This window comes from Pseudomonas sp. dw_612 (assembly GCF_018449725.1).
Taxonomy (GTDB): domain Bacteria; phylum Pseudomonadota; class Gammaproteobacteria; order Pseudomonadales; family Pseudomonadaceae; genus Aquipseudomonas.
On the sequence record NZ_JAAVVC010000004.1, the window covers coordinates 405391 to 432371 of the forward strand.

General features: G+C 58.1%; 21 protein-coding genes and 3 pseudogenes. 6 read left to right on the top strand and 18 right to left on the bottom strand.

The annotated features are described in order from the left end of the window. Positions 1-19 precede the first annotated feature (19 nt). The 8 genes from HB680_RS09335 to HB680_RS09370 all read right to left on the bottom strand — a co-directional run bounded on the left by HB680_RS09335 (position 20) and on the right by HB680_RS09370 (position 11033). The gene (locus HB680_RS09335; RefSeq protein ID WP_213938210.1) at positions 20-2404 is read right to left on the bottom strand and encodes an RND family transporter; all 2385 of its coding nucleotides are present in this window, start codon (positions 2402-2404) and stop codon (positions 20-22) included. A 29-nt stretch (positions 2405-2433) separates the two neighbouring features. Beyond that, the gene (locus HB680_RS09340; RefSeq protein ID WP_213938211.1) at positions 2434-3486 is read right to left on the bottom strand and encodes a YCF48-related protein; all 1053 of its coding nucleotides are present in this window, start codon (positions 3484-3486) and stop codon (positions 2434-2436) included. Positions 3487-4515: 1029 nt separating this feature from the next. After that, on the bottom strand, positions 4516-7173 hold the full coding sequence (pepN, locus tag HB680_RS09345) for an aminopeptidase N (RefSeq protein ID WP_213938212.1): 2658 nt from the start codon (positions 7171-7173) through the stop codon (positions 4516-4518). A 10-nt stretch (positions 7174-7183) separates the two neighbouring features. Continuing rightward, complete coding sequence (locus tag HB680_RS09350; RefSeq protein ID WP_213938213.1) at positions 7184-8014, bottom strand: DUF2797 domain-containing protein; 831 nt, start codon at positions 8012-8014, stop codon at positions 7184-7186. Beyond that, positions 8011-8271 (bottom strand): DUF1315 family protein, encoded by a 261-nt coding sequence (locus HB680_RS09355; RefSeq protein WP_133836178.1) that lies wholly within the window; start codon positions 8269-8271, stop codon positions 8011-8013. Before HB680_RS09355 ends, HB680_RS09350 begins: the two co-directional genes overlap by 4 nt. A 34-nt stretch (positions 8272-8305) precedes the next feature. Next, the gene (locus HB680_RS09360) at positions 8306-9175 is read right to left on the bottom strand and encodes a rhomboid family intramembrane serine protease (protein ID WP_213938214.1); all 870 of its coding nucleotides are present in this window, start codon (positions 9173-9175) and stop codon (positions 8306-8308) included. After that, positions 9172-10146, bottom strand: a complete 975-nt coding sequence (locus HB680_RS09365; RefSeq protein ID WP_213938247.1) for a metallophosphoesterase — start codon at positions 10144-10146, stop codon at positions 9172-9174. Before HB680_RS09365 ends, HB680_RS09360 begins: the two co-directional genes overlap by 4 nt. Beyond that, a complete protein-coding gene (locus tag HB680_RS09370) occupies positions 10143-11033 on the bottom strand; it encodes an NAD(+) kinase (RefSeq protein WP_010459816.1) in 891 nt (296 codons plus the stop codon). The genes HB680_RS09365 and HB680_RS09370 overlap by 4 nt, the downstream gene beginning before the upstream one ends. 105 nt (positions 11034-11138) lie before the next feature. On the opposite strand from HB680_RS09370, the gene HB680_RS09375 reads away from it, so the two are divergent. Then, positions 11139-12089, top strand: coding sequence for a DUF1853 family protein (locus HB680_RS09375; RefSeq protein WP_213938215.1), 951 nt, complete (start codon positions 11139-11141; stop codon positions 12087-12089). Between the two features lie 116 nt (positions 12090-12205). Here HB680_RS09375 and HB680_RS09380 read toward each other — a convergent pair whose 3' ends face one another. After that, positions 12206-13489 carry an arsenic transporter gene (locus tag HB680_RS09380; protein ID WP_213938216.1) on the bottom strand — a complete coding sequence of 428 codons (1284 nt, stop codon included), beginning with the start codon at positions 13487-13489 and terminating at the stop codon, positions 12206-12208. Positions 13490-13700: 211 nt separating this feature from the next. On the opposite strand from HB680_RS09380, the gene HB680_RS09385 reads away from it, so the two are divergent. Next, entirely contained in the window at positions 13701-14000 is a 300-nt protein-coding gene (locus HB680_RS09385; RefSeq protein WP_213938217.1) for a hypothetical protein, read from the top strand. A gap of 47 nt (positions 14001-14047) precedes the next feature. Here the strand turns inward: HB680_RS09385 and HB680_RS09390 are convergent, their stop codons facing one another. Then, positions 14048-14608, bottom strand: coding sequence for an NADPH-dependent FMN reductase (locus HB680_RS09390; protein ID WP_213938218.1), 561 nt, complete (start codon positions 14606-14608; stop codon positions 14048-14050). A 176-nt stretch (positions 14609-14784) separates the two neighbouring features. Between HB680_RS09390 and HB680_RS09395 the strand changes: the two genes are divergently transcribed. Beyond that, complete coding sequence (locus HB680_RS09395; RefSeq protein ID WP_213938219.1) at positions 14785-15045, top strand: hypothetical protein; 261 nt, start codon at positions 14785-14787, stop codon at positions 15043-15045. Positions 15046-15133: 88 nt separating this feature from the next. Next, positions 15134-16027 (top strand): LysR substrate-binding domain-containing protein, encoded by an 894-nt coding sequence (locus HB680_RS09400; RefSeq protein ID WP_213938220.1) that lies wholly within the window; start codon positions 15134-15136, stop codon positions 16025-16027. On the opposite strand, the gene HB680_RS09405 is transcribed toward HB680_RS09400, so the two are convergent. The 7 genes and pseudogenes from HB680_RS09405 to HB680_RS09440 form a co-directional block, all read right to left on the bottom strand. Then, on the bottom strand, positions 15993-16607 hold the full coding sequence (locus tag HB680_RS09405) for a GNAT family N-acetyltransferase (RefSeq protein WP_213938221.1): 615 nt from the start codon (positions 16605-16607) through the stop codon (positions 15993-15995). The two genes, HB680_RS09400 and HB680_RS09405, sit on opposite strands and share 35 nt — an antisense overlap. 14 nt (positions 16608-16621) lie before the next feature. After that, positions 16622-18877 (bottom strand): Orn/Lys/Arg decarboxylase N-terminal domain-containing protein, encoded by a 2256-nt coding sequence (locus HB680_RS09410; protein ID WP_213938222.1) that lies wholly within the window; start codon positions 18875-18877, stop codon positions 16622-16624. A gap of 228 nt (positions 18878-19105) precedes the next feature. Continuing rightward, positions 19106-19852 (bottom strand): DNA polymerase III subunit epsilon, encoded by a 747-nt coding sequence (gene dnaQ, locus HB680_RS09415; RefSeq protein ID WP_213938223.1) that lies wholly within the window; start codon positions 19850-19852, stop codon positions 19106-19108. Between the two features lie 371 nt (positions 19853-20223). Further along, positions 20224-20739 (bottom strand): hypothetical protein, encoded by a 516-nt coding sequence (locus HB680_RS09420; protein WP_213938224.1) that lies wholly within the window; start codon positions 20737-20739, stop codon positions 20224-20226. Positions 20740-20896: 157 nt separating this feature from the next. Continuing rightward, positions 20897-21931 (bottom strand): aldo/keto reductase, encoded by a 1035-nt coding sequence (locus HB680_RS09425; RefSeq protein WP_213938225.1) that lies wholly within the window; start codon positions 21929-21931, stop codon positions 20897-20899. Positions 21932-22444: 513 nt separating this feature from the next. Continuing rightward, positions 22445-23022 (bottom strand): annotated as a pseudogene (locus HB680_RS09435) (SDR family oxidoreductase); the annotation flags it as partial. A gap of 1277 nt (positions 23023-24299) precedes the next feature. Continuing rightward, a pseudogene (locus HB680_RS09440) lies at positions 24300-24561 on the bottom strand (DDE-type integrase/transposase/recombinase); the annotation flags it as partial. A gap of 198 nt (positions 24562-24759) precedes the next feature. Here HB680_RS09440 and HB680_RS09445 point away from each other — a divergent pair. Continuing rightward, positions 24760-24879: pseudogene (locus HB680_RS09445) on the top strand (IS5/IS1182 family transposase); the annotation flags it as partial. Here HB680_RS09445 and HB680_RS09450 read toward each other — a convergent pair. Continuing rightward, positions 24869-25795: a LysR family transcriptional regulator gene (locus tag HB680_RS09450; RefSeq protein WP_213938226.1), complete on the bottom strand. Its 927-nt coding sequence runs from the start codon at positions 25793-25795 to the stop codon at positions 24869-24871. The pseudogene HB680_RS09445 and the gene HB680_RS09450 overlap by 11 nt on opposite strands. Before the next feature lie 389 nt (positions 25796-26184). Between HB680_RS09450 and HB680_RS09455 the strand changes: the two genes are divergently transcribed. After that, on the top strand, positions 26185-26970 hold the full coding sequence (locus tag HB680_RS09455) for an aldo/keto reductase (protein WP_213938227.1): 786 nt from the start codon (positions 26185-26187) through the stop codon (positions 26968-26970). The last annotated feature ends 11 nt before the right edge of the window (positions 26971-26981 follow it).

Sequence of the window (26981 nt, forward strand, 5' to 3'; positions counted from 1 at the left end):
TTTTCAGTGCCAGCGGTGGTTAGTGAGCAAACAACGAATTGCCCTTCTGCCCCGCCAGTTTCTCCGGTTTGATCAGGAACCGCGCCAGCGCCGGCAGTAGCCACAGCGCGCCGAACATGTTCCACAGCAGCATGAAGGTGAGCATCAGGCCCATGTCGGCCTGGAACTTGATCGCCGAGAAGATCCAGGTGCAAACGCCGATGGCCAGGCACAGACCGGTGAACAGCACGGCTTTACCGGTGGATTTGAGCGTCTGGTAGTACGCCTCTTGCAACGGCAGGCCGGCACGCAGGAAGCTTTCAAGACGGCTATAGATGTAGATGCCGTAGTCCACGCCAATCCCCACGCCCAGCGCCACCACCGGCAGAGTCGCGACTTTCACGCCGATGCCCATGAACGCCATCAATGCGTTGCCGAGCACCGAGGTCAGCACCAGCGGCAACACGATGCACAAGGTCGCCGCCCAGGAACGGAAGGTGATCATGCACATGGTCGCGACGCAGATGTACACCAGGATCAGGATCGTCAGCTCCGATTCCTTGATGACTTCGTTCGTCGCCGCTTCGATCCCGGCGTTACCGGCGGCGAGGATGAATTCCAGGCCGTCCTTGTTGTTTTCCTTGGCGAAGTCCTGCACCGCATGCACCGCGCGGTCGAGGGTCGCGGCCTTGTGGTCGTTGAGGAACACCAGCACCGGCGCCAGGGAGCAGCTGTTGTTGTACAGGCCATCAGCCCGGGCGATGGAGTTGTTCAGCACGTCCGGGTTGCGCGACAGGGTTTCCCATTTCAGGTTGCCCTCGTTCATGCCCTTGATCATCTGCTTGGACACGGTCACCAACGAGATCGCCGACTGCACGCCCTCGGTGTTCTGCATCTTCCACATCAATTCGTCGATCGGCGCCATGGCTTCGTAGCGCGAACAGCCTTCAGGCTTGGTCTTGACCATCACCACCAACACGTCGGAACTGGTGGAATAGTTGCTGATGATGAAATTGTTGTCCTTGTTGTAGCGCGAGTCCGGACGCAATTCCGGCGCGCCCTGGTCGAGGTCACCGATTTTCAGGTTCTGGCTGTACCAGAGGCCGCCGCCGAAAGCGATCAGGGCCAGGGCAATCGACACCGGCGCGACTTTCGGGCTGGCGAAGTTCGACAGCAGGCGCCAGAACGGGTGTTCGCGGTGCGCGTCTTTCTTGCTGCGCTCGACCGCACGTTTGCTGATCCCGACATAGGAAATAGCGACCGGCAGCAGGATCAGGTTGGTAAACACGATCACCGCCACGCCGATGGACGCGCCGATGGCCAGTTCGCGAATCACGCCGATATCAATGATCAGCAGCGTAATGAAGCCGACCGCATCCGCGAGAATCGCGATCATCCCCGGCAGAAACAGTTGGCGGAACGTGCGCCGCGCCGCCGTCAGGGCGTTGTCGGCCTCACTGGACTGCAAGGCGATCCCGTTGATTTTCTGCACGCCGTGGGAAATACCGATGGCGAAAATCAGGAACGGCACCAGCATCGAATACGGATCGAGCCCGAAGCCGAAAAAGTGCATCAACCCCAGTTGCCAGACCACCGCCACCAGCGTCGTGCTCAACACCGCCACGGTGCTGCGCATGCAGTTGGTGAACCAGTACAGCAGGATCAGGGTAATGACGAAGGCGACGCCGAAGAACATCACCACCATCACCAAGCCATCGATCAGGTCGCCGACTTTCTTGGCGAAACCGACGATGTGGATCTGCACATTGGGGTTCTGTTTTTCAAACTTGTCGCGGATTTTGTCTTCCAGTTCGTGGGAGAACTTGCGGTAGTCCAGGGCCAGCAACTTGCCCTGGTCTTGCGGGTCCGGGTAGGACTCTAGCAGCGGGATGTCGACGATGCTCGACTTGAAGTCGTTGGACACCAGACGCCCGACCTGGCCGGACTTGAGCACGTTATTGCGCAGCAGGTCGAGACTTTGCTGAGAGCCGTTATAGCTCTGCGGGATCACTTCACCACCGGCGAAGCCCTCCTCCGTCACCTCGGTCCAGCGCACGCTCGGGCTCCACAGCGACTTGAGGCCGGAACGGTCGACGCCGGAGATGTAGAACACTTCGTCGTTGATCTGGCGCAGGGTCTCCATGTACTCCTTGGAGAAGATGTCGCCGTCAGTCGCTTCGACGGAGATCCGCACGGTGTTACCCAGGTTCGCCAGATCGTTGCGGTGCTCCATCATCTTTTGAATGAACGGATGTTCCAGCGGGATCATTTTTTCGAAACTGGTGGACGGCCGGATCAGCGTCGCCTGCCAGAACAGGAAGATGCTCACCAGCAGGCAGATGACGATCACTGCCGGGCGATTGTTGAAAATCAGGCGCTCTAGAAACGTCGCCTTGTCTTGGTGATGACTGGTCAATGATGTCATAGCTTCGCCCTTCTTATTATTTGCCCGGTTCACTTGCCAAGCTCAGCGCCGGTTGGCGAAGTGGCGCGAACGCCGCCCTGTCCTGCCAGAATCAGATTGCCGTTTCCTGCCGCAGTGACCGCCGACACGGAAATCCGGTCCGGGCGGTTGAACACGGTGAAGGTTTCGCCGTTGTCACTGCTGCTGATCACCGAGCCACCGTTGCCGACGATCACAATGGAGCCGTCGTCCAGCAGCGTGGCGCCGGAGAGGCCGAACTCCAGAGTGCCGCGTGCGGCCTGGAGTTGAACTTGTTCCCAAGTGCTGCCGAAATCCGTGGAGCGGTAGAGATTGCCGCGCAGCCCATAGGCCAGCAGCGTGTTGGGTTGGGCCGTACCGATCACGCCGAACAGCGAGCCTTCATAGGGGCCTTCGAGTTTTTCCCAGGTCTGGCCCTCATCGGCGGAGCGGAACATGCTGCCCTGCTCACCGACGATGAACAGCCCGGCATCCTTGACCGCCGTGATGGCGTTGAGGTGGAACTGGTCTTCGTTGTCGAGGCGGTCACTGGCGTCTTCCCAGGTTTTGCCGCCGTCGGTGGTTTCCAGCAACGCGCCATACGCGCCCACGGCAAAGCCGCTGTTGACGTCCTTGAACCAGACGTCGAGCAGCGGCGATTCGCGTTTCAGGTCTTCGAATTGTTTGGTCCAGGTGACCCCGCCGTCTTCGCTGGCGAGGATCTGCGCGTCATGCCCGACGGCCCAGCCGTGTTTGTCATCGACAAAAAACACGGCGGTCAGCAGTTGCCGGGTCGGCACCTTGGCCTGGGTCCAGGTTGCGCCCTGGTCATCGGAATACAGAATGTGCCCACGATCCCCGACCGCCACCAGGCGCTTGCCGGCGTGGACGACATCAAGCATCAGGCTTTTGGCGGCCTTGGCGGATTCAACGGAATAAACCGCGTCGGCAGCCGGCGCGTCGGCGGCGATCACCGGTGCCGACCACACGGCACAGCCCAACAGCGAGAGCGCTGTAGCCAGCAACGCGAACTTGCGTAGTGCCGGCGGGCGGCAGATACCCACACCCATGACAGGCTCACTCATAGACCTTCCCCCATTATTATTGTTAGGTCGTTCAACCTTTCAGGGCGCCGTAAGGGTGCTCGTGGTGATTGACTGGTTGGAGCATAGTCCTGAAACCTGCAATCTAGAGCCCCTTCGGAAGCTGGCTTATCCTATCGGGCTTTGGAAAGGTCTGACAATCGACGCCACGTTATGTTTTGTTAACCTGGGGGTTTGGGGTTGTGGGTGAATGATTGGGTATTAGGTGGGGTGATTGGGGGTTCTGGGTTTTGTGTGAATATCCGTTTCTTTTGTAACGGCGGATATTGGTTCCGCTCTTACAGCGGGTCACTTTCGAAGAGCGCGAAAGTAACCAAAGCGCTTTTGCCCCTTTCGTTCGGTGCCTCGCTGAGGCTCGGCATGCCCTCGCTCCGGTCCTGCTCCGTGGACCCGCCGCCATCGGCCATCCATGGCCGGGGGCGGCTAACCCGGCATCCATGCCGGGTTGCCCACTGCGCAGAACCTCCACTCGGCCTCTCGAGGGGGCGTGTATCGCACCGCGAGGCGGCCTGCCGGCCGGCCTGATTCCTTAAAGCCAGCGCGTACACCCGTAGAGCTGCCGAAGGCTGCGATCTTTTGATCTTGATTTTGCCTTGCTTTGGCTTTGGCTTTGGCTTTGGCTTTTGATCTTGATCTACCCGCCCCTTCGGAAGGCTGAGTGGAGGTGTTCATCTGGGGATTGGCGCGCAGCGCCGTTCAACGCAGTCGAACACATTGCATGTAGGTCGTAGCGAAGCAGACCGGAGGGCAATGCCCCCAGATGGATTCCGGAACGAAGGAACGCCGAGCCTAAGCGAGGGGCCGGACGCTCGGGGCGAGCCTTTTTTTGCTTACTTTTTTTTGGCGTTTGAAAAAAAGTGAGTCGCCGTAAGGGCGAAACCATAAGTCGCCGTTACCGCAGGAATGGATATGTACCCAGTCAACAAATACCAGGTCGGCTACCAGGCCGCCTTCGCGAGCAAGCCCGCTCCCACAGGGGTTCAGGGTGAACCCCGGGAGAGCGAGCCAAAATCAGGCCAGGCTTTTACTGACCACTTCGAACACATCGCTGGACAGTTGACCCGAAGCCCGAATCCGCTCCAGCTCCCCTTTCATCAATGCCTGACGCGCGTCATCGTATTTGCGCCAGCGAGTCAACGGCGCCAGTTGGCGCGAAGCAATCTGCGGGTTAAACCCGTTCAACTCGATCACCAGATCCGCCAGGAACCGATACCCCGAACCATCAGCCGCATGGAAGTTGATCAGGTTCTGCCCGGCAAACGCCCCCACCAGCGCCCGCACCTTGTTCGGGTTCTTCATGTTGAACGCCGGATGCTCCATCAACGCCTTCACCCGCGCCAAACCACCCGGCAACGTGCTGCCGGCCTGAACGCTGAACCACTGATCCATGACCAGCGGATTGTCCTTGAAGTGCTCGGCGAAACTGGCCAACGCTGTGGCTTTCTCGTCTTCAAACGACGAATTGACCAATACCGCCAAAGCGGTCAAACGCTCGGTCATGTTGTCGCTGGTTTCGAACTGTTCCAGCGTCGCTGCCAACACTTCCGGCTTGCCGCTGAGCATCAGGTACGACAGCGCGATGTTCTGCAATGCGCGACGGGCGAAGTGTTCGGCCTCGGCCACGTACGGGGTTTTCTTCGACAGGTCGCGGTTGGCCTGGTAACGCAGCCACAATGCTTCGAACAGGTTGTCCGCCAACTGCTTGCGCACAAACTCACGAGCGGTGTGGATCGCATCGACGTCAGCCACTTCGCTGATTTCAGTCAGGTACGCCTCGCCCGGCAGCGAAAGCATCTCCGCAACCATGGCCTGGTCCAGCGTCTCGTCGCTCAGCACGGTTTGCAATGCCGAAATCAGTCGCTGATCCAGCACCAGTTTTTCGCCCTTCTGCTGCTGGGCGATCAGTTCTTGCAGCACCTGCACCGACAGTTGTTGACCGGCATCCCAGCGATTGAAGCCGTCGCTGTCGTGCTGCATCAGGAACATCAGTTGATCGCGGTTGTACGGGAAACTCAGTTTCACCGGCGCCGAGAAACCACGCAGCAACGAAGGCAATGGCTGTTCAGCGATGTCAACGAAAGTGAAAGTCTGCTCGGCTTCAGTCACCGAGATGACCCGCGAAGTGCCTTGCGCCGAAGCTTCGCCAGACAGTCGCAGCGCAATCGCCGCGCCTTTGGAGTCCAGCAGGCCCAATTCCACAGGAATCACGAACGGCAGTTTCTCGACCTTGTCCGGGGTGGCCGGGCAGGACTGACGGAAAGTCAGGCTGTAGGTTTTCGCCGCCGCGTCGTAAGACTCGCTCACCGCCAATCGCGGTGTACCGGCCTGGCTGTACCAGCGTTTGAACTGGGTCAGGTCGACACCGTTGGCATCTTCCATGGCCTTGATAAAGTCGTCACAAGTCACGGCCTGCCCGTCGTGGCGATCGAAGTACAGGTCGCTGCCCTTACGGAAACCTTCGGCGCCAAGCAAGGTGTGGATCATGCCGACCACTTCCGAGCCCTTTTCGTACACGGTCAGGGTGTAGAAGTTGGAGATTTCGATAAAGCTGTCCGGGCGCACGGCGTGGGCCATCGGGCCGGCGTCTTCGGCGAACTGGTGGGTGCGCAGGTAGGCGACGTCCTGGATGCGCTTGACCGTGGCCGAGTTCATGTCGGCGGAGAAGCCGGAATCGCGGAACACGGTGAAGCCTTCCTTGAGCGACAACTGGAACCAGTCGCGGCAGGTCACGCGGTTGCCCGACCAGTTGTGGAAGTATTCGTGGGCGACGATCGCCTCGACCCGCTGGTGCGCGGCGTCGGTGGCGGTTTCGGCCCGGGCCAGCACGGCGCTGGAGTTGAAGATGTTGAGGCCCTTGTTCTCCATGGCGCCCATGTTGAAGTCGTTGACCGCGACGATCATGAAGATGTCCAGATCGTACTCCCGACCGTAGACCTCTTCGTCCCAGCGCATCGACTTCTTCAGGCTGTTCATGGCGTGCTGGCACTTGTCGATGTTTTCCGGCTCGACGTAGATGCGCAGCGCCACGGAGCGCTCGGTCATGGTGGTGAAGGTGTCTTCAACGCACCACAAGTCACCGGCGACCAGCGCGAACAGGTACGCCGGTTTCATGAACGGGTCTTCCCAGGTCGCCCAGTGCCGGCCGTCTTCGCCAGGGCCCGAGGCAATCGGGTTGCCGTTGGACAGCAGCACCGGATAACTGTGCTGCTCGGCGACCACCGTGGTGGTGAACTTGCTCATCACGTCCGGGCGGTCGAGGTAATAGGTGATCTTGCGGAAACCTTCGGCCTCGCACTGGGTGCAGAACATGCCGCTGGATTTGTACAAGCCTTCCAGCGCGGTGTTGGTTTCCGGGTGGATGCGCACGCTGGTGTCGACCGTGAAGCGCTCGCTCTGCGGGTGCAGCGTCAGGTGGTTTTCGGTCAACAGGTAGTCGTCGGCGCTCAGTTCGCGATCGGCCAGGTTCACCGTCAACAGCTCAAGCTGCTGGCCATCGAGGACCAGCGGCGGCAAGCCCGGGCCGCGCTCGGGATTGCGGCGCATCACCAGTTGCGCATGGACCAGGCTGTGGTCCTCGAACAACTCGAAGGTCAGGTGCGTCTCGTCGATCAGGTACTCGGGCGCCTGATAGTCCTTCAAGTAGATCATCTTCGGTTGTTCGGTGCGCATACTGGAGTCCTTACTGATGCACGGCGAGCTGATAGGCCGTGTATTTACGAATATTGATCACGCCGGTGTCGAAAATCAGGTACTGGCCCTTGATCCCCAGCAGCGTGCCTTCGGCAATCGGGTTCTTGTCCAGGTTGAAGCTGACGATTTTGGCCGGGTATTGCTCGATCGGGTATCGGATTTCGAGGACGTCTACATCGGCAATAGTCTGGATTGCCTGTAGTCCAAATCGTTCCTGCAAACCTTGCAAACCTTCGGCGCAGCTATCAAACAGTTGATCGCGAACCTCGGCCAGGTCCACCGACACCGCGTCGCCCTTGAGTAAAGCACGCCAATTGGTCTTGTCAGCCACCTGGCTGCGGAACAGGTCTTCGACGAAGCCCGACTGCTGACGGGTCGAGACGCGCATGATCGGCAACGCCTGACGGGCGCCCTGGTCGATCCAGCGGGTCGGCAACTGGGTGGCGCGGGTAATCCCGACTTTCACCCCCGACGAGTTGGACAGGTAGACGATGTGATCGGTCATACAGAACTTCTGGCCCCACTCCGGCTCACGGCACGTACCGGCGTCGAAGTGGCAACGCTCCGGGCTCATGATGCAGATGTCGCACTGGGCCAGTTTGGTCATGCACGGATAGCAATAACCCTGGCTGAAACTGGTTTTAGTCTTGCGTCCGCAATGGGAACAGAAAATCGCCCCCAGGTATTCCAGGCGCACGGTCGTACCGATCAACGGATTGACCGGCACCTCGGTGTCGCCCAGACGAAAAGCGTACTGCACGTTCGGCCCGTCCAGGCGCGCCGACATTTTGCTGATTGCACCGCGGCCAATCTCAATCAATGGATGGCATCCGACTTGAACAGGATATTCGGCACGCTGATCGACTTGGAGCTGCATTCCTGCGGGCCCATGTAGCCGGTCCGCTCTTCTTCGGGCAGGTTCTGGATTTCCCAGGCGATCATCGCTTGCAGGGACAGTTCGCGTTGTTCGGCGGTAAGTTTGCCACCGTCGGACCATTTGCCGATTTCCACCGCCAGTTTCAGGCTCTGGTAGATATCGGGGGTGATGTTTTTGATCATTTCGTTAAAAGAGGACATCAAGGTCTCCGCGCTCTTTATTTACATGTCTGTTTTAGACGGCGAGTTTACGACGGTTGTACAAACCGCCCAACAAACCGGTGAAGCATCCGATGAGCAGCCCGCCGACGTGGGCCGCGTTGGCAATTTCGCCGAAGCCGATCATCGAGATCAGCCCGGACATGCACAACACCAGCCAGACCAGCATCATCACCAGGACACCGCGAGGCAAACGATAAGCCGGGTTCGGCGACAGCAACTGGAAGATCCAACAATGCCCGAGCAAGCCGTAGAGCACGCCGGACAAGCCGCCAAACAGCGTCGCGCCGCTGAACCAATACTGGGCGTAGTTGGAAACCAGGCTGAACAGCAAGGTCAGGCCGATCAGGTTGATGCTGCCCTGGCGCGCCTCGATGCGTCGCCCCAGTTCCCAGTACCACATGCCGTTCATGGCCAGGTGCAGGAAGCCGAAGTGGATCAGCATCGGCGCCACCAGACGCCACCACTGCCCCGCCGCCAGGCCTTCGTCCAGCGGCGTGAACTCGATGTAGTCGCCGAGCACGCGGAAATCGAGGAAGGTAAACCAGTGCAGGGTGTTGAGGTTTTCCCCCAGCACCGTCACGGCACCGACGATCAGGCACAGCAACAGAATGCCCGCGGTCGCCTTGCTATGGCGCAACTGCTCGACGAAACCCGGGCGCCGCATGGTCTGCGCCACCGGGATGTCCAGTTGCTGATCGGGATCACCCGCCGGGAAGCGTTCGTATAGGGAGCGCACGTCCTCGCTGATGTTGGCCGGCACCCACAGCACCTGCTCGCCCGCCTCTTCGCTGACGCGATGGGGCACTTGCATGCGTTGCAGCAACTTGACGAAGCCGCTCAAATCCACCGCCAGGGGCAGACGCAATACCGCCACCGTACTCATTGCAAGGCCTCCGGCCGTTCGACGTCGACCCAGACAAATTTATGCGGGTCGAGACGGGTTTCCTGGTCCAGGCGATAAGCCACCAGTTTGCCGTAGAGCACCGCGCTGTAATCCAGGCAGGCCAGGTTCGGCCGGATCGGCGCCGGTTTGCCACTGCGCCAGTAATGGCCGACGAACAGCAAGGGCTCGTCGATGCCGTAGCGCAACAAGGTGTTTTTCTCGGTGGACGACAGCGGCGTACGGGCCACCGGTTCCGGCAAGGCGTCGGGCTGGAACACAATGTCTCCGTAGGTTTGCGGGTCGTCTTCCCAGAACTTGGTGCGGAAGAACGAACGCGTCAGGCCATCGCCGCTGGTCATGGTCTGGCCATCGGGCAGGCGCATGTCGGTGCCGCGCAGCAGGCGATCGAACACGGTGCAGGCAAAACTGCCCGGCACGGCCGAGGCCTGGAGGAAGTGTTCATCGACGCAACCATCGGGAAACAACGCGCGCAACGGCTCGATCAGGCCCGAATCCCAGCAGGCATGCACCACGCGAAAACGCCCGGCATCGACGAACAACGGCAGTTCGTAGAACCATTGCTGGAAGTCATGCCAATCGCCCGGATGGTCTTCGAATTGGGTCAGGGTTTCCCCCAGCAGACGGGCATGGCGCGGCGTGTGCTCGCGCACAAACTGCTTGCCGCTGCCGGGTGGCGCCGGAGTGCTCCAGCCGAGGGCGTTGAATTCATGGTTGCCCATGATGCACAGCGCCTGGCCGGCCTCGACCATGTCGTGGACGATGTGCAGCGCTTCGCGAATACGCGGGCCGCGGTCGATGATATCGCCGACAAACACCGCCATACGCGACGGATGCCGCCAGACACCGCCCTGTTTGTGGTAACCGAGCCGGTCGAGCAAGTGCTCAAGGGTCAGAGCGCAACCGTGCACGTCACCGATCAGGTCGTAGCTACGCGCGGGATCGAGCATCAGTCGCCTCCACCACCCAACCGACTGCCCCAGCCGAGCTTGGTCCGGCACACTTCGTAGTAGTTGTGGTCGAGGGGGTGAATCAGCCGCAACTTCTGGGCTTTTTTACTGATGGTGATGGTGTCGCCCGGCGCGCAGGTGAAATGGTTCTGCCCATCACAGGAGACTTGCGGGTAGATCTGCATATCCTTGGACACGACGATTTTCAGCTCACTGTTGCCATCGACCACAATTGGCCGGCCTGACAAGGTATGGGGGTACATCGGCACAATCACAATAGCGTCGAGCTTGGGATGCATGATCGGCCCGCCCGCCGACAGCGCATAAGCGGTCGAACCGGTCGGCGTGGCGACGATCAGGCCGTCGGCCTTCTGGCTGCAGACGAACTGGCCGTCGATGTACAGCTCGAATTCGATCATCCGCGTGGATTTGCCGGGGTGCAGCACCACGTCGTTCAGCGCATCGCCCTGGCCAATGGCCTCGGCGTGGCGACGGACTTCGGCTTGCAACAGGAAGCGGTTTTCCACCAGATAATGGCCGTCGAGCACTTCGGCGACTTTGACTTCCAGCTCATCGGGGCGAATGTCGGTCAGGAAACCGAGGCTGCCACGGTTGATCCCCAGCACCGGGATATTGTGTCGGGCCAGGGCGCGCGCGGCGCCGAGCAGGCTGCCGTCACCGCCGACCACAATCACCATGTCACACACTTCGCCGAGCATCTTGCGCGACGAGGTTTGCAGGCCATGCCCCGGCAGGACTTCGGCGATGGTGTCTTCGAGGATCACGTGCAGGTGACGATCGAGCAGAAACCGTTTCAGTCGGCGGACGGTATCCAGCACCTGCGAACTGCCCAGGCGACCGATGATGCCGATATTACGAAATTGCTCCATGGGGCTCCTGCGAGGTTCTGCGTCGGGCTAAAGCGACGATTATGGGCGAAAGCGCGGGATAGACAAAATCCTTTAAGCCGCGACTTAAGAGGCTATGCTCGCAGAATGATCTTATTCCCGGATTTGCTCCAGTTACCCCACCAGTTGCGCCACCCCGAAGTGCGCGACCTGGCCTGGGTCATCCTCGCGCCGCCGATGCTCGCCGAGCCGCCCTGGCCGCAGCGTCATCCGCTGGCCGGCAGCGACTGGGTGCAGGCGCCGCAAGGCCTGGAGCGCTGGTTGCGGGAACTGGATCGCGACAGCTATGACTTGCTGCACTGGCTCGCACAGTCGCGGACCCGGCGCCTGGGTCTGTATTACGAACGCCTGTGGCAATACGCAGTGCGGCATGCGCCGGGCATCGAGTTGATCGCTGCCAATCTGCCGATCCGCCGCGAAGGTCACACCTTGGGCGAGCTGGACATGCTGCTGCGCGATCGCGACGGTGTGCATCACCTGGAACTGGCGATCAAGCTCTACCTCGGCCCGCAAAACGGCGATGGCCATGACACGGCGACGTGGCTCGGCCCGGGTTGCCACGATCGACTGGACCGTAAACTGGCGCACCTGAGCCAGCATCAATTGCCGATTTCCGCCCGGCCGGAAAGCCGCGAAGTGCTGGCGGCGCTGGATATCCAGCAGTTCAGTGCGCATTTGTGGCTGGGCGGTTACTTGCTGTATCCGTGGCCGGGACAGTCTGCGTCGCCGAACGGCGCGCATCCGCAGCACCTGCGTGGTAGCTGGCTGCATCAGAAGGATTGGGCGGATTTTGTCGTGCAACGGCCGCCCGGTCGCTGGCAACCCCTGCCCCGGCATGCCTGGCTGGCGCCGGCGCATTATCCAGCAGAGCAGACCTGGAACACGGAACAGTTGGAGGCCTGGCTTGATGAATTAGAGCCCTTGGCGCCGGCGCAGTTGATGGTGCGGCTGACCGAGAATGCCAGTGGGGAATGGGAAGAGGCCGAGCGGTTGTTTTTGGTGGCGGATCTTTGGCCGAATGTGCCGGGTACAGGTTGAGGATTTGTGTTGTCAGGTCTGGCCTCTTCGCGAGCAAGCCCGCTCCCACAGGGGATTTGCGGCGTACACAAATCCAATGTGGGAGCGGGCTTGCCCGCGAATGGGGCCAACTCGGCCTAAATGGATAACCGCAAAGCCAACGCCGCCAACGTCACCAACAACACCGGCACCGTCAGCACAATCCCGACCTTGAAGTAATACCCCCAGCCAATCTTGATGCTCTTGCGCTCCAGCACATGCAGCCACAGCAACGTCGCCAGACTGCCGATCGGGGTGATTTTCGGCCCGAGGTCACTGCCGATGACGTTGGCATAGATCATCGCTTCCTTGATCACGCCTGTGGCCTGGCTCGCGTCGATCGATAGCAGACCAATCAGCACCGTCGGCAAATTATTCATGATCGACGACAACAGCGCCGTCAGCACCCCGGTGCCCATGGCCGCGCCCCAGACCCCATAACCGGCAAAACCGTTGAGCCAACCGGCCAGATAGTCCGTGAGCCCGGCATTGCGCAGGCCGTAGACCACCAGGTACATGCCCAGGGAGAAAATCACGATCTGCCACGGCGCTTCTTTCATGACCTTGCGCGTGGAGATCTTGTGACCGCGAGCGGCGATTCCGAGCAGCAACGCGGCGCACACCGCGGAAATCGCGCTGATCGGAATGCCCAACGGTTCGAGGGCAAAGCAACCGACCAGCAAAATCACCAACACCGCCCAACCGGCATAAAACGTGGCTTTGTCGTGGATCGCCGTAGCCGGGTCTTCCAGTTGCTCCGGGTCGTAGGCCTTGGGAATGTCCTTGCGGAAGAACCACATCAGCATACCCAGCGTGGCGGCGACGCTGACGAAGTTGACCGGAATCATCACCGCCGCATAGCGGTTGAAGCCGATATGGAAGAAGTCGGCAGAGACGATATTCACCAGGTTCGACACCACCAGCGGCAGGCTCGCGGTGTCGGCGATGAAACCCGCGCCCATCACGAAGGCCAGGGTCGCGGCGGGCGAGAAACGCAGGGCCAGCAACATCGAGATCACGATCGGCGTGAGGATCAGCGCCGCACCATCGTTGGCAAACAACGCCGACACCAGCGCCCCGAGCAACACCATAAAGGCAAATAGTTTGCGTCCGCTGCCCTTGCCCCAGCGCGCCACGTGCAGCGCCGCCCAGGCAAAGAATCCTGCCTCATCCAGCAGCAAACTGATGATGATCAGCGCGACAAAAGTACCGGTGGCGTTCCAGATAATCTGCCATACCAGCGGAATATCACTCAGGTGCACCACCCCGAAAAGCAGCGCCAACACCGCGCCGAACACCGCGCTCCAGCCGACGCCGAGGCCTTTGGGTTGCCAGATCACCAGGGTAATGGTCAGCAGGAAAATCAACGACGCAATGAGCATGCACAGCAGCCTTGAACGGACAATCGGGTTGGGGGACATGCAACAGAGTGAAGGGTCGGGGGGATAATTCCGTCGCAGCAGATAAAATATTGCCCGCGCCACAACCCCCTGTGGGAGCGAGCTTGCTCGCGATGAGGGCGTGTCAGACGACATTATTGTTGACTGATACACCGCTATCGCGAGCAAGCTCGCTCCCACAAGGGGATTGTTGTTGGGTCAGAAATTACAACTTGATGACATGCCCCTCGACCGGCGCAACCTGCCCATGAAACAGCCGCGATATTACACGTTGCGCCGCTTCATAGCCTCACCGGCTGCGGCCCGGTATCGCGCTCAACTGCGCCTGTCCGGTGCTCTGGGCGGAACCGGCGAAACAGCTGTAAACCAATTGCCCGGCCGGGATTGTCCATCCGCGATGGTCGCCTTGGAAGCGGACGTGTCGATTGGCACAAATCCCCTGTGCGGGCTTGCTCGCGAAGACGTTGTGTCAGGCGATGCAAATGTCGACTGACACGCCGCCTTCGCGAGCAAGCCCGCTCCCACAAGGTTTGTCGGGTGTCAGAGCTTTTTGTGTTGTTCGACCCACTGCCCGTAGGCATTGATAAAGCTCTGCAAGAACGGCTTCACTGATTCATTCAACTTGCCCGCCTCATCGAACGCTGTCCCGGCGCCCCCAAGATAAGCTTCCGGCTGCTGCATGCATGGCACATTGAGAAACACCATGGACTGGCGCAAGTGATGGTTGGCGCCGAAACCACCGATAGCACCCGGCGACACACTGATCACGCCCCCCGGTTTACCGCTCCAGGCGCTCTTGCCATAGGGACGCGACCCGACGTCAATCGCATTCTTCAGCGGGGCCGGCACCGAACGGTTGTATTCCGGGGTCACGAACAGCACTGCGTCGGATGAGCTCACTTGTTGTCGGAAAGTGCTGTAGGCTGCCGGCGGTGAAGCGCCATCGATGTCTTCGTTGTAGAGCGGCAAGTCGCCAATTTCGACGATGTTCAATTTCAAATTGGCAGGCGCCAGATCAGCCAGGGCCAATGCGACCTTGCGGTTGATCGATTCTTTTCTCAAGCTGCCGACCACAACGGCGATCGTATAGACGTTGCTCATGGAAGATTCTCGACTGTCCGATGGGAAGAGCCTGTAGTTATAGATGACGTTTCGATCAGCGGGCGAGCGAAAATCGACGCCCCTGACTATTTTTTTCTTGTAGGAAAACTTACTTCGCCCAACCACGGTCTACAGAACCGCAAATTGAGTGATTTATCTCCAGAGGTTCTAAGCAGATGGCAGCAGTACTCGTCGGTCAGTTCCATGCAAGAGACGCGGAAGGCCGCGTTTATTCGGTGCATGAGTTCCAGGAATCCACCCCGTCGGCAGACGGTGTCGAAGGCACGGAGCCTGTCACCACCTACAAACTGGCCATCGGCGATCGCATGAAGAAGCTCGATGACAACCGGTTCCAGTTGATCCAGTCCGATATCACCCTCACTCGCGAGCCGGACACTTACATCGGTAGCCTGCCGGAAACCACCGTCGCCTCATAACCCTGTGTTATGAGCAGAAGTCATATGCGCGCACTTGAGTTAGGATTCAGCCACTGACTCCCTCACCTGCTGAACATGGACTTCACGCATGCGTTTACGTCATATCGAAGTGATCCAGGCGCTCTTGCAGACCGGTCACCTGGGCACCGCCGCCGAATGGCTGCAGTTGCCGGTGGCCGAGGTCGAAGAGATTTTGCGCGACGCCGAGGGTCAGTTGGGCTTCATGCTGTTCTCCAGCGTGCGCGGCCGCTTGCAGGCTACGCGCGAGGCGCGGGAGTTGCAGGTCGAGATCGCCCACGTTTATGAAGCCCTCGAGCCGGTCCAGCGATTGGCCAACAGCCTCAAGCAATACCTGGCACCACCGCTGCGCGTTATCGGCACCCCGCCGCTGGCCCAACAGCTATTGCCCCACAGCATCGCGGCCCTGCGCCGACGTTTTCCCGATGCGCCGTGCACCCTCCTCAGTCAACCGACCCGCGAGATCGTCCGCAGCCTGTTGCTGCGCGAAAGCGATCTGGGCCTGAGTCTGCACGACCCCGACCACGCCGACATCGATTGCCAGGTGATTGCCCAAGGCAAACTCCAATTGCTGGCGCCCCACGGCTGGCTGCAACCCAAGCAGAAATATGTGTCGGTGCAGGATTTGGCCGGGCAGTCGATGGTCGGCCTCGACGGTCATGACCCGTTGAGCCCGGCGCTGGAAACCAAACTGCAGGCATTGCGCCCTGCCCTGGTGATCCAGACTCGCGTGCAGACCCATCAAATGATGCGCAGCATGGTCGAGGCCGGAGAAGGCTTGGCCATCGTCGACCCCTTCACCGCCCTCGGCGCCAAATCCTCCGGGCTGGATGCCTGCCCCTTGGCGCCGGCGGTGCCAATCAGCCTCTATGCCCTGACCCTAAAGAACGCCGAGCCCTCGCCCGCCGTTCAGGCGTTGCTGGCGATCATCACGGAACAAGCCGTGGCGATGCTGGCGAGCTGACCGGGTTTTCCAGCGGGTTATCGAACAATCGATACCAGAACAGCGCCACTTCGGCTGTGTTCGGGTCAATGCCGCGATAACGCAGGTGATCGATCCCGCCAATCACATAGCCACAGCGCTCATAGAGCCGACAAGCACCGAGGTTGTTGTTCTGGGTTTCGAGCATGACGCCCGGCAGTTTCTTCTTGCGACTCCAGAACTGCGCCACATCCAGCAGCGACTTGGCCACGCCATGCCGCCGGGCCGGCGCATGCACCGCCAGTTCGTCGATATGGGCAAAGCCGTTCCAGTTGGTGCTGATCACCAGGTGGCCCACCGGTTCGTCGTCCAGATACGCCATGAAAATCGCACTGTCGGCGGCATCGCGGAAGCTGCTGAACTCTTCCGGATCGATGCCGTAGCACTTTCGATAAGGGGTGATTGGCGTCACCGGCCACTGCGCCACCGGCTTGCCAATTTGCGCGGCACCGTAGGCGGCGACTTCAAAACTGAAATCGCTGCCCCAGATGTAGGCCGCAAAACCATCGTCGGCAACGCGCACCGACAGCCCTGGGTATTTCGGATTCATGACCGGTTGCATACTGGGAAAGGTCCTCATTCCTTGATGCAATCGACGGTGTAACACCGCCCATTGCCCTCATCTTCGTGTTGCAATCCGTGCACATCGGCGACAAATCCCGGGAAGCTGCTGTCGAAGGTACGGGCGAATGACAAGTAATCGATGATCGATCGAGTCGATTCGGTGAAGCGCTCGCCGGGCATGATCAACGGGATCCCCGGCGGGTACGGCACCAGCATCACGGCGGCGATGCGCCCATCCAGGGCATCGATCGACACCGCCTCAACCTCACCGCGTACCAATTGATCATAGGCGTCGGCGGGCTTCATGGCGATTTCCGGGAGCACGGTGTACATGCGTTTCAGATGTTTGGCCGTGGCATTGCTGCGGTAACAGGCGTGCAGTTGATCGCACAGATCGCGCAGGCCCATGCCTTGATAACGCACAGGGTTTTCCTGGGCCACGCACGGCAGGCAGCTGGCCAGACTGGTGTTGGCGTCGTAACTGCGCTTGAACTCCAGCAACTCGGTCAACAGCGTGCTCCATTTGCCCTTGGTGATACCCATGGAAAACAGCACCAGAAACGAATACAGCCCGGTCTTCTCGACCACCAGGCCACGCTCCCAGAGGAATTTGCTGACCACCGCCGCCGGAATCCCGCGCTCGCTCAAGGCGCCGCCGGCGGTCAGGCCCGGCATGACCAGGGTGACCTTGATCGGATCGAGCAGCACATAGTCATCGGTCACGCCGCCGAAACCGTGCCAGTCAGCGTCGGGTTGCAGCAGCCAATCTTCAGTGATGACTTGGGTGATGCCTTCCACCGACGGCGGCTGCCAAATGGAAAACCACCAGTCATCCGCCGCAATGTGCTGGCGCAAATTGGCCAGCGCCCGGCGGAAACTCAGGGCTTCGTCGAACATTTCCTGCAACAACGAACGCCCGGCCGGGCCTTCCATCATGGCCGATGCCACGTCCAGCGAGGCGATGATGCTGTATTGCGGCGAGGTGGAGATGTGCATCATGAACGCTTCGTTGAAACGGTCGCGATCCAGTTGCCGCGCGCCACAGTCCTGCACGTGGATCATTGACGCCTGGCTGAACGCCGCCAGCAACTTGTGGGTGGAATGGGTGGAGAACACCAACGGGCCGTCTTCACTACGGGTTGTGCCCATGCCGTAACGTCCGGCAAAGAACTCGTGAAACGCCGCGTAGGCGTACCAGGCCTCGTCGAAGTGCAAGACCTCGACGCTGTTGCCCAGGCTCTGCTTGATCAGCTCGGCGTTGTAGCAGAGGCCGTCATAAGTTGAATTGGTCACCACCGCCAACTTCACCTTCGGCGCGCGGCCGTTGGTCAGCGGACTGGCATCGATCTTGGCCTGGATCGATTCACGGCTGAATTCGCTCAGCGGGATCGGGCCGATAATCCCCAGCTCGTTGCGCTCCGGGCACAGGTACAGCGGGATGGCGCCAGTCATGATGATCGAGTGCAACACTGATTTGTGGCAGTTGCGATCCACCAGCACCAGGTCATCCCGGGCCACCATGGAGTGCCAGACAATTTTATTGGCCGTTGAGGTGCCATTGATCACGAAAAAGGTGTGATCGGCGCCGAAATTGCGCGCGGCCCGAGCCTCGGCTTCGGCCAGGGGACCGGTGTGATCGAGCAGCGAACCGAGTTCCGGGACGGACACCGAGAGGTCCGAACGCAGAGTGTTTTCGCCGAAAAACTGATGGAATGCCTGCCCCACCGGACTCTTGTGATACGCCACACCACCACCGTGGCCGGGGGTGTGCCAGGAATAGTTGGAATCGGCAGTGTGCTGCACCAACGCCTTGAAGAACGGCGGCAGCAAACCATCGAGGTACTTGCGCGCCGCGCGGGCGACTTGGCGGGCGAGGAACGGCACGGTGTCTTCGAACAGATACAGAATGCCGCGCAGTTGATTGAGCTCGGCCATGGCGTCGGCCGGGGCGTTTTCCAGGGTGACTTGCTCGCCCAGGGCGAAGATCGGCAAGTCCGGCGCACGCACCCGCGCCAGACCGATCAGCTCGGCCATATTGTGTAACAAATGAGAATGGGCGCTGGCGTCTTCGGCGGCGATCAACATGCATGAGAGGCCGTGATGGGTCGAGGCGACCAGCCGCCCTTCGGTGTAATCCACCGCACTGAGAATGCTGAAACCTTCCTGCTCCAGCTCCCGGGCGATGCCTCGCACGCGATCGCCGGCAACCGTGTCGGCCTTGATATCGCGATGGACGATCAGGACCGGGAATTTCAAATCTTTATACATGGGGCTCAGTGTCCTGAGGCGGCAGACCGTGGCCTGCCAATTCCCTCAGGGTAGAGGGTTGAGGCGGATGTGGCGAGTGCGGATGCACTGAAATGGGTCATCGGGTGCGGCGTGGTTAATTAAAAATCAAAAGATCGCAGCCTCGTTTCACTCGTCAGCTCCTACAGGGTTTCGCATTCCTGTGTAGGAGCTGACGAGTGAAACGAGGCTGCGATCTTTTAGCGAAAACTATGCCTGAGCCTCAGCCTCGACCAACTGCTGCCACAACGCTGGCGCACCGGCGGATTTGGCCACCGCGTCAAGACGCACAAGGTGTTGCGCCAAATCATCTTCACTGGCGCGGATGATCCGGGTCGGCTTGCGATCGGCCGGCAGGCGACGGATTTCAGTGGCGGAGTTGTCCGCGCCTTCGCCCGAACCGTTGCCGTCCGACGCGTTACCCGCCAGGGACAGGCTGGTCTGGCCGCCGGTCATGGTCAGGTAAACGTCGGCGAGAATCTCGGAGTCGAGCAAGGCGCCGTGCAGTTCACGGCCGGAGTTGTCGACGCCATAACGTTTGCACAAGGCATCGAGGCTGTTGCGCTGCCCCGGGTGACGCTCCCGGGCCATCATCAGGGTGTCGAGGATCGAGCAGTGCTGCGTGATGTCAGCACGGTCGTGCTGGCCCATCAGCGCGAATTCGTTGTTGATGAAGCCAACGTCGAACGCCGCGTTATGGATGATCAGCTGCGCGCCCTTGATGAATTCGAAGAACTCATCGGCCACTTCGGTGAAACGCGGCTTGCCCACCAGGAATTCGTTGGTGATGCCGTGGACGCCGATGGCGCCCTCATCACTCTCGCGATCCGGTTGCAGGTAGACGTGGAAGTGCCGGCCCGTGAGGCGCCGACCGATCAACTCGACACAACCGATTTCGATAATCCGGTGGCCGTCGGTCACCGGCATGCCGGTGGTTTCGGTATCGAGTACTACCATCCTGTTAGCAGCTTGTTTGTAAACCGTCATCGCCTACCCGTCTCTAAACAATTGGCGCATCTTAACATACCGCATGAATTCCATCACGATCACCACTGGTCGAGTGTAAACTTTGCTACACCTTCCCCTCAAGTGCGCCAATGTGTAATGCCTCATTTATGGTAGATTACAGCATGCAGATAATGATCTATCGATAACCGAGGGGGGCTCAATGGTCGTAAGTGCCAGAAGCACTTCAACAACCGAAAAATGCGAATCCAAATTCAATCACGACTGACAAACCCACCTAACTATGCCAAGAAAATAAATATCTCGTGCATAACATGCGCAAAAACATTGGTGACACATACCTATTATACGACTCCAGCATGTCAGCCACCCATATTAGCTGGACCTGGCAACCGTTCGTATGATAGCACGCACGTCCAACCCCACTTACTCAACCGACTGACATTTTCGTGCACTTCGAGAACGTTGATAGGTATCCCGCCAGCAGCACCATCTAGTTCAAACTTAGGAAGCATAGCAAACCGAACATCCTCACCAAATTTACCATTTATCAACTGCTGCATTATCTTTGCTCTTTCACCCCACTCAAGCGACTGCTTTGGAGCTTTTAGCGATTCATATGCTATTCGATTAAGATGCCCAGATGCAGACAAATAGTCAAACGAACTCATACCCATTCGATGATAAAGTGGAAGCCCTAACGGAAGTATGTATTGAATTAACAACTGCAATAACGGCAAGGCAATCCTAAGCGAATACAGTTCCAAGGCCATTATGATCAACACGTTGTGTAGAGCATGGCCAATCCGAACGGTATCGACACTTCTGCTCTCGGCTGATTCACGCAACAGCCATATCAAGCAGGCCAACATATCCATAGAAGCGCTCCTCTCCAGCTTCTCCAGCATCAGAGGTGTGACAGGGATCCGCACCGAGTATCCCAGAACCCCTTCTTCAACGCGCTTAACAACCAAGTCCCTAATAGGAGGAGCCAACTGATTCAAGAAAGATGTACTAATAAGATCCGAAGTTCCTTTATGCGTCCAGAATGGGTGTTGACGCTGCTTGCTCGACCAAGCCTTGAGCCTTTAATTCATCCCAAAATTCGACTGGGATCTTGGCTTGCATCGAATTGTAATTCGCCAAAACCTGTTGATCAGTGCTCGCGCCAACGACGATCGCCACAGCAACATCGACTGCAGCGGAGAACTGGAGAGCTGCGGTGCGTAGATCGACGCCGTAACTCGCAGCAATCGCACGCAGTCGCTCAAGTTTCTCAGTAGCTGCCCGGGCTATTTTGAAGTTGTCCTTGCCGTAGTTATAGCGTGCGCTGCCAGAGATGAAGCCAGCGTTCAGCGCCGATCCCATTATCAGCGAAACGTTCTTTGCACGCACGGCGGGCAGTACGTCGCTAACGGTAGTCGCATGATCGATGAGTGAATATTGCGATGCGCAAAGACACACATCCAGGTCCGCCACTTCCAGGGCGCGCAGGATCGGTTCAGGGCGGTTCACACCAATCCCCCAAGCCTTGATGATTCCTTCTTCCCTCATACGAGTTAGCTCAGGAAATGCACCTTTCTGGGCAATGGCGAACTGCTCCTCCCAAGGCGTCGGGAAGTACGGAAAGTCGGGAGAGATATCGTGGACGAAGACCACATCAAGGCTGTCGACTCCCAAACGCTGCAAACTGTCCTCAACCGATCGCCGCACGCCTGAAGCGGTATAGTCATAGACTGGATCGTTGGGGGAGTCCGATAGCGGGAAGGTATCTTCATGCCGGTTTGCCTTCGACGCCCGCATGAGCTTGCCAACCTTCGAGGAGAGAATGTAGTCCTCGCGATTTTTGTTATGCAGGAAATGGCCGAAGCGTCGCTCTGAAAGACCTAATCCGTACCACGGGGCTACGTCGAAGTAGCGGACGCCGACCGCCCAGGCTGCTTCCAGAGTCGCTTGCGCATCCTTGTCTGTCACCTTGTTGAATTCGTTACCTATAGCCACGCCGCCGAGTCCAAATTTGAACGGCGAGGTAAATATTTTTTCAGCGCGATTTGTTGGTGAGTCGGTCATGGTCGTATATCTCCTGAAGTATTTCGGAGTCACACAGCGACAATTGACTGGATAGGTCGGTCAGCAATAGCAACTGTGCCTGAGAGAAACTCGCAGCAGACGCCTACAATCGCCTGCAAAATTCTTATGCTGCACGCCAATAGATAACTGGCGTGCCTCACGGCAAAAAAACGGTAGAAGCACTGGAGTATTTCAGCGCAAAAGACGGGCTTGTCATCGGTCATATCCAAGCGTCGTCGGAATCAATGCTCTTCATAGCTGACTTGCGTATTTGCCAAAAGTTTGAATTTTTCTCAAAACTCAGTGAGAGGAGCGCGGCTTACCGCCGGCATCGACCTCGCTTCAATCAGACTAGGGCCGCCCTTTACCCAGCGCCTGGCCGAGTTTGCCAAAGCCGATAATTGCGTAGCTCATATATTTTCCTCAGGTTTTAGCACGCCCAACGGGCTCCGAATATCGATGGAGGGGTCGGCCGGGCGTAGCGATTCAGATTTGCGCCAGACCGCCGTCGACGGCGACCTCACTGGCGGTCATGAAGCTGCTGTCCTGCGATGCGAGAAACGCGGCCGCTGCTCCGATTTCCGCCGGATCGGCCATGCGCTGGAGCGGATTCATCGAAGCGAAGACCTTCATGCCTTCTTTGTTGACGGCTTTAAATTTGCTGCCATCGATGGCGACCAGATGTTCTCCGAACAGTCCCAACTCCTGACAGAGCACAACGAACTGACGGCAGACGCCTCGGATCGCCTTGCTATTTTTCGGAAGTTGGCGATGGTCTTGAAATCAGGTGTCAAACGCCCGGTCAGCCACATCAACTCGACATTGCGTTGGGCTTCTCGCTCCAGGCGTCGGCTCGATTGAATGCGGTTGAGATAGCCGTAGATGTAGATCTTCAACAGGACTGCGGGGTGGTAAGCGGGACGGCCTGTGTCAGCCGGAATAGCACCGTCAAAACCCAAGGAAACCAGGTTGAGTTCGTCGACAAAAGCGTCGACTACGCGCACCGGATTGGTATCGCTGACGTAGTCGTCGAGGCTTTCGGGAAGTAAGGTGCCTTGCCCTCGATGTTCACCTTGGATAAAGCGCTTCATGGGCTATCCCTGCGATAAAATCCTCAGAAATCATAGCAAGGGATCACGGAGTCTTTTCTACATACACTGGGCCAATAGCGGACACCAATGGATGTCCTCTATATAGACGGTCTGGGGGTTGCAGTGAATCTGATTGCTGACGCCTCAGGCTCCGAGATACCCTTTCCCCTCCTAATAGGCGAAGCCAACAAATTTTGTCTACTCACTACTCCATTCAAATCACGCCGGAGGGACCATTGCCGGCCTTCTATTGCATTGCTGAACATCTATGGGGAACAGGATGCGATGTTGACTCTGACGGTGACTGCACAGGTTCAGATGATCACCAATGGACGGAACTGACATTGTCGCTTCGCGGCACATCAGGAGAACGCCTCGACATTGACCCAATCTCGCTCATGCCTCTTACGCTGGTAATCCGCTCATCGCACGCCATCCTCTGCCAAAGAGCGGCCGACTACATCGTATCTGTTTCCAGAGGCTCCATCGGCGCGGCTGCTAACGTCAAGACGATATGAGTGCGGGGACACAAGGCTTATTGATTTTCGACAGGTGAAAAACCACCAAGTATGACCCTATGGCGTTTTTACACACTCTGGGCCAAAAGCGGTCACTCCGTCTCCCTTACAAAACAGGGGAGTTTCAGTCACCGGTTTCGGGTACGCATGGCGCCCCTGTACGTCCTGTTTCGCACTTGTGGCGGGGTGCCGGAGATTCTTTTCCCTCAACTTGACGCGGCGGTCGAATGTCCATGAGCGCGCAGCCGTAACAGAACCGCGTGAGGTTCGGCACCGGCCAAAATCTGGTCGGTAAAAGTGTGAAGCAACTCTTTACCTTCAAGTTGGTGCCAGTCGCCACCTGAGAGGATTTGACGGTACAAATTTTCACCGTCTGCCTCGGTTACTACGTAAGCGTGAGAGGTGGGTAAATGGCATTCTCTGGGATACCAGTCACCGTAGCTCTCTGCTAGGTCAGCGCCCTCTTCCTGTTCAACCCAGTTGGAGCATTCGGCGTTGCTATCAGTGATGATTAGAAATTGTGGAGAAAGAATAAAGATTGTCACAGCGTATCGCGGATTCCGCGGGTTCTGCGGGTTCTGAAGGTATAAAGGGAAGGTTCATAGAAATAAAGATTGTCACAAATTTCCATGCACTCCAAAAGAAGTGCCGGCTGCAAAAAATAAAGGTTGTCACAAAATGATGAAGTTTACAGAGGCTCGAATCGGAGAACCAAAGCCTCTACAGGACAGCCTACCGAGGAAGCATCACACCGATGAGATAAGGGGTGTCGTTGCTGACCCTTTGTCGTCCACGCGACGGCGTGATGCCTTGGTCGTGCATTTTGCTCAACAGCTTCTGCGATTTCATCGGTGCACCATTGTCCGAGTGCGACACCAGTGGGTCGTATAAACACTGCTCGTTGACCACGCTACGTTGCAGTAGTGCCGCAGCCTTCTTCGTAAACCTCCCAGCCCACGGCCTTGCGGCTGTAAACATCCTCGATCAGGTACAGGAAGTAGTACTTGCCTCGTACCCTGGCTTCACTTAACTAGGTCACGAGCAACAGCCGTTCCGGTAAGGCGGTCAGTTGTCCTGGTTGTCGGGGGGAAGCATCATCTTGAGTAGTGCGGCTTTGCGTTCAAGTGAATATTACGGCACGAACAGCCTCTTCCCGCACCCGATATGTTTTTCAGGAAAAATCGGAGAGGCGACAACTATCCTGACACCGGGGGGGGCCCATGCCTGGAATGAGCGAGCCAGACGGTTGATCATGCACCATGATCGGCTACTCGATGTGATTGAGGCGTGGGTGTGGCTGGCCGAGGCTCACATGCTTGCTCGCCGGCTTACCACTTGATTTTGTCTAAACCCTCTAACCGAGCACTTATCTGCTGACAATTTTCCCGAAGGGAATCAACAAAATGTTCCACGGTAGACGATTCGGGTCGGTGCAACGGCCGTACGACACTTACACAGTAAGAAATTGAATGTGAAAAGCGACGAATCTGCAAACCCCGCCCGACATAGTCGAGGGCGGTGATCGGATTCACAATGGCAACGCCCACCCCCAGGTTAACGGTCGCACACACGGCGCTCGCGTTATGTGTCTCTACCACCAGCCGTCTTTCAATGCCTGACTGGTGGAAGATGGCGTCCGTTTTTCTTCTGTAGGGATCATCCGCCGCAAGGTAAACAAAATTTTGCCCCTCGAAGTCTTGTGGCGTGAGGACTGTTTTCGCATTTAATTCGTGATAAGACGGTAAAACACACACCACGTCGAGGTTCAAGAGTGTTTCGATGTAGGTGCCCGGGGGGGTTTCCAGGGTTTCAGTCAACCCCAGGTGATAACGCTGAGCAGTTAGCGACTCCTCGAGGGCCGGCGATTCCTGGGGCGTGATATTGATGCTGACGCCAGGAAATTTACTGCAGAAATCCTGGCAGACCTGCGGCAACAAGGCATTCGAGAAAGCCGGTATGCACGTCAACGAAATTTGCCCTTGCCGAAAATGCCTGATGGCCTCGACGGCATTTTTCACACGGGCTAACCCCACATAGCTGCGTTGAACTTCATCGAACAACATCAGCCCATGCTCAGTCGGAATCAACTTTGCACCCGCGCGCTTGAACAACGTCAACTGAGTCAGCGCTTCGAACCGGCTGAGCTCTCGGCTGATGGTGGGCTGCGAGGTATGCAGAAGTTCAGCGGCAGCCGTCGCGCTGCCTGTCGTCATTACCGCCCAAAATACTTCCACATGGCGAAAACTGAAATTCATGAGCCAACCCCGCGATGAATCGAACAAGCCATACCATATCAGAAATGAATAGCCAGCCACTAAATTGATATTTTTACTTTGTTTTTTTGCTGAGCATACTTTCCAGGTACTCGAGACTTTAATGATCGGGGTGATCGCTACATGAGTGCGCTTATCGCGTCCTGAATAAAATAACCCTATAGCGAGCGGGCGATGAAATACCGGCGATTTGGACGACTGGAATGGAATGTTTCTGAAGTTGGATATGGAATGTGGGGGTCGCGGGAGGTGAAGGGGGTTGGACCGGCTCATCCGATGTCAGCGGCATGGCGGCGTTGGAACATTCGATTCGACTAGGCTGCAATTTTTAAGATACCGCGTGGATTTATGGTCGTGGCCACAGCGAAAAAATGCTTGGGGAAGCATTACGAAACCACCCAGGCAAAACCTTATATGTAGCCACTAAAGTTCCCCCCAAGAACCGCGAGTGGCCCTCTCACCGGGGTGACCGTTTAGACCAAATTTTCCCGCCCGACCATATTGAAGAATATGTCGAGAAAAGTTTGCAGTCACTAGGCTTGGCGTCCCTGGATTTACTGCAATTTCATGTCTGGGAAGATGCGTGGGCTCATGATGAATCCTGGATGCGCGTGGTAGATGACCTCAAACGGCAACGCCTGATTCGCGGCATCGGCATCAGTGTCAATCGCTGGGGCCCCACCAACGTACTCGACACACTGAAAACAGGAATGATCGACGCGGTACAGGTGATTTATAACGTCTTTGATCAAGGGCCTGACGATGAATTACTTCCGTTATGCCGCGAACTGGACATTGCCGTCATCGCCAGGGTGCCCTTCGACGAAGGCTCTCTGACGGGGAATTTAACGATCGACTCCACGTGGCCTGCCGGTGATTGGAGAAGCAGCTATTTCGTGCCAGAAAACCTGGCAGCGACGGTGGCGCGGGTCGAGTCTTTGAGACGGGCTCTTCCCCCCGATACTCAGCTATCGGACGTCGCGCTGAGGTTCATTCTGTCCAACGATAACGTCGCAACGACTATTCCTGGCATGCGCTCTATTCCACATGTCGAAGCGAACTTGGCGTGTTCTGACAAGGGCAAGATAGAGCCTGCGTTAATGACGCTACTACGACAGCACCGATGGGACCGTGAACCGACCGCGTGGTCGCAGTAACAGGCGTGAAG